Genomic DNA, 5920 nt, shown 5'->3' on the forward strand with positions numbered 1-5920 from the left:
GGAAGACCCCTCACGTCGTTCGGGGAGACATTGCGGGCTCCGCACCTGCACGGTTTTCCCCACGCCAGCGGACTGCGAGCCATAGCCACGGTGCAGTGCGCCGTTGCCCGTTGTACGCAGCCATAGCGCGTTGTGCATACCTACCCCCTCAAATACCACCGCGGTGGTACGCCATGCGTGCCGTCGGGTGCTATCGTGGAGATGTTCGAGCGCGTGGGCTGCGATGGAGCGTTGAGCATCATCGGACGCTGGCCCCGCACCATGCGGGACCTGCCGCGCAGGAGTGCGAATATGGAGCAACACCAACCTCTCAGGGCAACCCATGGCGAGTCGGCTGTCTACCAGATCACGGTGAAGGGCCAGCTGAGCGCGGACTGGCGCACCTGGTTCGACGGGATGACGGTCACGCAGACCGCAAACGGCGAGACGCTGATCACCGGCGTGGTTGCCGATCAGTCCGCGCTGTACGGGCTGCTACGCAAGGTGCGCGATCTCGGCCTACCACTCATCTCAGTCACGCCCGCCCAAACCGACCAGATAGACGAGCCAGATTGAAAACAGGCAATCGAGGCCAGCACCGGAGAAAGGAAACAAGATGGGGGCAATAAAAAAGCCGAACTCGATGTTGTATCCAAGTTCAATGCAATGAAACGTAGCAATATCGTTCAAGAAATGAGAACAAACATGAATGATGTACGGAACGTGGCGCAGGTGAGCAGAGACACCACGTCAGCGATCGGAGGAACTCGCATGAGCGAGGCAGCGACACCAGCAGTGGCTGCGGGGAGCCGGATCTCCACGACGCGAATCGTCGGCGTCGCCGCGGTCGCCTTAGCCGTGTCGGTGTTCGTTCAGAACGCGGTGTTTGGGGGCACTGGAGCGCCTGCCTACAGCGATCCGCTTGGTGTGGTGCTTACCTACCACGCCGAGAACCGGGGCGCCTTTGCCATCATTTCGGGTCTGGAGACTGTGAACATGGTGCTGCTCCTGTTGTTCGTCACGGCGCTGCACGGGCTCGTGCAGCGCCGGGGCGGCGCAGGGGAGGACTGGTCGCGGCTCGCGGTGGCAGCCGGAGCGGCTTGCTCGACGTTATTCGCCCTCTTCATTGCCACGCAGATCGTGGTTGTGCTCGCCGCAAGCAACCTGGCCGAGCCGAACCCTGCCTTCGCGTTGATGTGGCAGCTCCATGCCGCGATCTTCGCGCTCGCGCTGCCCGCGCTCGGGGCGACCTTCATCGGCGCGGCGTTGGCCACCCACGCCAGCGGTTTAACACGACCGTGGCAGCGGCTGCTCGGCATGGCGGGCGGCAGCTTGCTCATCTTGGCCGGCGCCGGAAACCTCGCCATCGCGGATGGGTCGCCACTGATATTCGTCGGGGTTCTGGGCTATTTTTTGTGGCTCGTCTGGCTCGTTGTCACCGGCCTACGGCTCATCCGTGGACAGGGCTGACGTCGCTCTATGGTGGCGCTCGTTGAAGCAAAAGAGTAGGACTCTTCACAACACGTTCCTACATTATTCAAAGCAAGGACTAACAATGAATTCGATCAAAAAGCCGATGACCATCCTAGAGAACCGGCAGGTCCCGGTTCAGGCGAAGCTCGCAGCAGCATGGACCAGCTTCATGTTCCTCTACCTCTATGTCGACTACCTCGGGCTGTACAAGCCCGGCGTCGTCGACGACATCCTGGCCGGCGTCGTCCATGAGTTCGACATCGGCCCAGCCTTTGTCGCCATTGCGCTCACGGCCTTAGCCATCCCGACCCTCATGATCCTGCTCTCCACGACACTGCCCGCCCGTGTCAACCGCATCATCAACCTCGTCGTAGCAACTCTCTACATCCCCTTCTCGATGTACAACGCGGTCGGCGAGTCCTGGACCTACTCCTACTTCTACGGCCTCTCCATCGGACTCGAGGTGCTGCTCCTGGCCTTCATCCTGCGCGCCGCCTGGACCTGGCCCCGCGTGGCCTCACCGGCGATGACAGACCTCGTCGAACCCAACCGGTCGCAGATCCAGATGGGACGGTAGGCCCATGGCTTCGATCCGCACCGCTGGTCTGACCCAGGGCGATCGCATCATACGAAACCGGATACAAAAATACGCTCTATTTGGCAGTATTTGCATGCAACCAGCGTCGCAAACGGCGGCACCCAGCAACCACGGGGCACCCAGCAACCACGGGGCACCCAGCAACCACGGGGCACCCGCAAGGGGTGCCCCTACAGGGCCCGGTGTACGGGCACCCCTTGCGGGTGCCCTGGTGCGGTTCAACAATAGACATTACCGGGCATGCCTGCCCCGACGAACCGCAGGCCACAATGAGGAGTGTAGGGGCACCCCTTGCGGGTGCCCTGGTGCGGTTCAACAATAGACATTACCGGGCATGCCTGCCCCGACGAACCGCAGGCCACAATGAGGAGCGATCACCAGTGCAAGCGATGACCTATCAGACATATGGCGCACCCGACGTGCTCCAGTTGACGACGTTCACCAGGCCCGTACCTAAAGCCGGCGAGGTACTGGTGCAGATCCACGCCGCGTCACTCAATCAAGCCGACCTCTACCTCCTGCGCGGTAAGCCGTGGGTCGCACGCCTCTCATCGGGGCTGCGCCGGCCGAAGCGCCCGACCCTCGGCGCCGACATCGCCGGGCGAGTGATCACGGTCGGTGGCGGAGTGACACAATTCCAGCCGGGCGACGCGGTATATGGCGACCTCGCCGCCTATGGCTTCGGCGGGTTCGCCGAGTACGTCTGTGTCCGCGCGGAGGCGCTCGCGCCGAAGCCGGCGAGCCTCAGCTTCGCGCAGGCGGCGGCCGTGCCGATGGCGGCGGTCACCGCGCTGCAGGGGATGCGGGCGGCCGGGCCGATCGCGGGGGGAGCGCGCGTGCTCATCCACGGTGCGTCGGGTGGCGTCGGCACGTTCGCCGTGCAGCTGGCGAAGACCATGGGCGCCCACGTGACGGCGGTGTGCAGTGCCCGCCACGTGGAGCAGGCACGCACACTCGGGGCCGAGCACGTCATCGACTATACCCAGGAAGACTTTACGCGGGATGGCCGGCGCTACGACCTGATCCTGGTCGTGAACGGCCGGCACCCGCTCGCACAGTACCGGCGCGCCCTCAGCCCCCGGGGCCGCCTCGTGGTGGTCGGCGGCGACGTGGGGACGATCCTGCGGGCGACGCTGCTCGGGTCGGTGGTGTCGCTCGCCCACAGCATCACGGTGCGCAGCCTGATTGCGCGCCCTAGTCGGGACGATCTGCTGTTCGTGGGTCAGTTGCTCGACAGCGGCGTGGTTGTGCCGGTCATCGACCGCTGTTACCCGCTTGGCGAGCTTCCCGAGGCGATGCGCTACCTCGCAACCGGCCACGCCCGCGGCAAGATCGTTATCACGATGGAGCAGGCCGACCAATGAAAGCACTGAGCAATGTGGGCCGGCCAATCGACACAGCTGCTACGCCACCGCACTGCCGCTGAACTGCGTGCAGTGCTTGTCGAGAAGACAGACGCGGTCCTCGTCCGCCTGCACCACGAGGAGGGTCGGCATACAGGTTGGTCTGGAATACGGAGAGGATGAATGGCTGACCACGTCGTGCGCGTTGGCCCCATGCGTGCCCAACTGCGCTATCATTGAACGACGGTCGCATTGAACGGGAGGTGCGTGCGATGGACGAACAGGATCTGCTGCACGTGCAGCGTGACGCGATGAGCCAGATTGCCGAGCGCCACGGCGTGACCCGTGTGCGCGTCTTTGGTTCGATGGCGCGTGGCGAAGCAACCCCTGAGAGCGACATCGACGTGCTGGTTGAGACGGGCCCGGCCACGAGTGCCTGGTTCCCCGCCGGACTGATCCTCGATCTTGCGCACCTCCTCGGGCGACGGGTCGATGTGGTGACCGAGCGGGCACTGCACCCGGCCATCCGCGAGCGCGTGCTCCAGGAAGCGCGTCCGTTCTGAGCGATGACACCATCGACCTGCATGTCTACCTGAGCATTGACCTCGAACAGATCTGGATCGTGATTCATCAAGATATTCCTCCCCTGAAACAGGCGGTGCGTGCGTTGTTGGACGCTCAGCCGTAGGCCGATATGCTCCGTGGATGTGCGCCGCAACGAGCAATGCTGGCTGCGGCGCAGCGGTTCATGCCGGGCGCTCGTCGCGCCCGGCACGGCGATAGTCTGCCGCCGCGATGCGCAGGATCTCGCCGGCGAAGGCGTGCTGATGCATCCGCGAGACGATGCGTTGATCAAGGTGTTCCAGCGCCCGATTGCTCGTGATGATCGTCGGCAATGCCAGGTTGTAACGGTGATTGACGATCTGGTAGAGCTTCTCGCGCGCCCAGGCCGTGGCACTCTCGGTGCCGAGGTCGTCGAGGACCAACAGCGGCACGGTTCGCACCAACTCGACGTGCTCGTCGTAGCCGACTTCACTGTGTGGCCCATAGGTTGCCCGCAGGTGATCGAGCAGGTCGGGCACGACGGTGAACAACACCTGGGTGCCCCGAGCGAGCACGGCGTTGGCGCGATCACGGCCTGGTCTTCCCCTCCGAGGTCGGGACGCCGATCAGCGGACGCAACCTGCTCCGCCATTTTAAGAGCGTCTTGACGAAGCTTGGCCTGCCCGCAACGATCCGCTTCCACGACCTGCGTCACTCGTGCGCGACCTTCCTCATTGCGCAGGGGGTGCATCCGCGCGTGGTGATGGAGATTCTCGGCCATAGCCAGATCAGCATCACGATGAACACCTATGGTCACGTGATGCCTGAAACGCAGCAGGATGCGGTTCAGAAGCTCGATGCGTTGCTGCGGCGGCAACCGGACGACCCTACTGCGTCGTCGTAGGCGGGCTGACAACGTCATCGAGCCGCGACCATGATCGCGCCTGAGCACAGGGTGAGACTTTTGACTGAGCCGATGGGCGGCGGTCAGTGGTATGATCGCCCCAGGAGGTTTCCCTATGCATGACAATGACCCGCCGCTTGCTCGCGCTACTTATGATCAGCTCGCCGACGCGTTCGCCCGCCACGCTGAGGACGGCCTGTACAATGCCCACTACGACCGCCCCGCGCTGCTCGGCCTGCTGCCGCCGGTCGCCGGATTGCACGTGCTCGACGCCGGCTGTGGGCCGGGCCTCTATGCGGCATGGCTCGTCGCCCAGGGCGCGATGGTCGTTGGCCTCGACGTCAGCCCCCGGATGGTGGCGCTCGCCCAGGCCCGGCTCGGCGGACGTGCGACGATCCTGGAGGCCGATCTGGCGCAGCCCCTCACGATGCTCGCCGATGCGTCATTCGACCTGGTGATCAGCGCCCTGGCGCTCGACTACGTACCCGACTGGGCGCCACTCTTCCATGAACTGACACGCGTGCTGCGGCCAGGCGGGATCCTGGCCTTCTCGGTCGTCCACCCCGCCGACGACTTCTACCGGCTGCACCCCGAAGGCTGCTACTTCGACATCGAGCCAGTCACGGTCACCTTCACTTTCCCCGAGGAGGGGGTGAAGGTCGCGGTGCCCCACTACCGCCGACCGCTTCAGGCCATGCTCACCCCGCTTCTGGCCGCCGGCTTTGTCCTCGACCAGTTGCTCGAACCCCGACCGACAGAAGCCTTCGCCGCCCGTGATCCAGCGAAGTACGCTGTGCTGCTCCGCCGACCCGCGTTCATCTGCGTCCGCGCCCGCCGAGGATAACGCACGCAAAGGGGGAAGGGGGCGTTTTTACCGGACCGGTTTGTTCCCGAGATAGAGCAGATGATCGGCGGCCCCAATGAGAGCCGGATCGCGCCCAAGGCGCTCGTTGAGCTCCACCCAGGCGTCCCAGGCCGCACCAGTCACGGCATTGACCTGCTCCTCGTGCCCGGCGACAATCCCCTCCCCTATGTGCTAGACTACCTTTGGACACCATGCTCCCAAAAACCCGTTGCATG

The 5920-nt window shown here is 64.3% G+C and carries 8 protein-coding genes; 7 read left to right on the top strand and 1 reads right to left on the bottom strand.

Features of this window, described 5'->3' with window-relative positions:
• Nucleotides 1-291: 291 nt before the first annotated feature.
• The 5 genes from EYB53_RS24150 (at nucleotide 292) to EYB53_RS24170 (ending at nucleotide 3956) form a co-directional block, all read left to right on the top strand.
• Nucleotides 292-555, top strand: coding sequence for a DUF8691 family protein (locus tag EYB53_RS24150; RefSeq protein WP_135481966.1), 264 nt, complete (start codon nucleotides 292-294; stop codon nucleotides 553-555).
• A 195-nt stretch (nucleotides 556-750) separates the two neighbouring features.
• On the top strand, nucleotides 751-1449 hold the full coding sequence (locus EYB53_RS24155) for a hypothetical protein (RefSeq protein WP_135481968.1): 699 nt from the start codon (nucleotides 751-753) through the stop codon (nucleotides 1447-1449).
• An 85-nt stretch (nucleotides 1450-1534) separates the two neighbouring features.
• Nucleotides 1535-2029: a DUF6326 family protein gene (locus EYB53_RS24160; RefSeq protein ID WP_205712753.1), complete on the top strand. Its 495-nt coding sequence runs from the start codon at nucleotides 1535-1537 to the stop codon at nucleotides 2027-2029.
• Nucleotides 2030-2439: 410 nt separating this feature from the next.
• Complete coding sequence (locus tag EYB53_RS24165; protein WP_135481981.1) at nucleotides 2440-3414, top strand: NAD(P)-dependent alcohol dehydrogenase; 975 nt, start codon at nucleotides 2440-2442, stop codon at nucleotides 3412-3414.
• A 251-nt stretch (nucleotides 3415-3665) separates the two neighbouring features.
• On the top strand, nucleotides 3666-3956 hold the full coding sequence (locus EYB53_RS24170; protein ID WP_135481970.1) for a nucleotidyltransferase family protein: 291 nt from the start codon (nucleotides 3666-3668) through the stop codon (nucleotides 3954-3956).
• A gap of 183 nt (nucleotides 3957-4139) precedes the next feature.
• Here EYB53_RS24170 and EYB53_RS24175 read toward each other — a convergent pair whose 3' ends face one another.
• Complete coding sequence (locus tag EYB53_RS24175) at nucleotides 4140-4511, bottom strand: ATP-binding protein (protein ID WP_135481973.1); 372 nt, start codon at nucleotides 4509-4511, stop codon at nucleotides 4140-4142.
• Nucleotides 4512-4576: 65 nt separating this feature from the next.
• Between EYB53_RS24175 and EYB53_RS24180 the strand changes: the two genes are divergently transcribed.
• On the top strand, nucleotides 4577-4840 hold the full coding sequence (locus EYB53_RS24180; protein ID WP_254151229.1) for a tyrosine-type recombinase/integrase: 264 nt from the start codon (nucleotides 4577-4579) through the stop codon (nucleotides 4838-4840).
• 115 nt (nucleotides 4841-4955) lie between these two features.
• Nucleotides 4956-5684 (top strand): class I SAM-dependent DNA methyltransferase, encoded by a 729-nt coding sequence (locus EYB53_RS24185; protein WP_135481977.1) that lies wholly within the window; start codon nucleotides 4956-4958, stop codon nucleotides 5682-5684.
• Nucleotides 5685-5920: the final 236 nt, after the last annotated feature.

The organism is Candidatus Chloroploca mongolica (assembly GCF_004762035.2).
GTDB classification, from domain to species: Bacteria; Chloroflexota; Chloroflexia; order Chloroflexales; family Chloroflexaceae; genus Chloroploca; species Chloroploca mongolica.

Coding starts and splice junctions, on each gene's coding strand:
- EYB53_RS24150 (WP_135481966.1), top strand. CDS start 292: ATGGAGCAACACCAACCTCTCAGGGCAACCCATGGCGAGTCGGCTGTC.
- EYB53_RS24155 (WP_135481968.1), top strand. CDS start 751: ATGAGCGAGGCAGCGACACCAGCAGTGGCTGCGGGGAGCCGGATCTCC.
- EYB53_RS24160 (WP_205712753.1), top strand. CDS start 1,535: ATGAATTCGATCAAAAAGCCGATGACCATCCTAGAGAACCGGCAGGTC.
- EYB53_RS24165 (WP_135481981.1), top strand. CDS start 2,440: ATGACCTATCAGACATATGGCGCACCCGACGTGCTCCAGTTGACGACG.
- EYB53_RS24170 (WP_135481970.1), top strand. CDS start 3,666: ATGGACGAACAGGATCTGCTGCACGTGCAGCGTGACGCGATGAGCCAG.
- EYB53_RS24185 (WP_135481977.1), top strand. CDS start 4,956: ATGCATGACAATGACCCGCCGCTTGCTCGCGCTACTTATGATCAGCTC.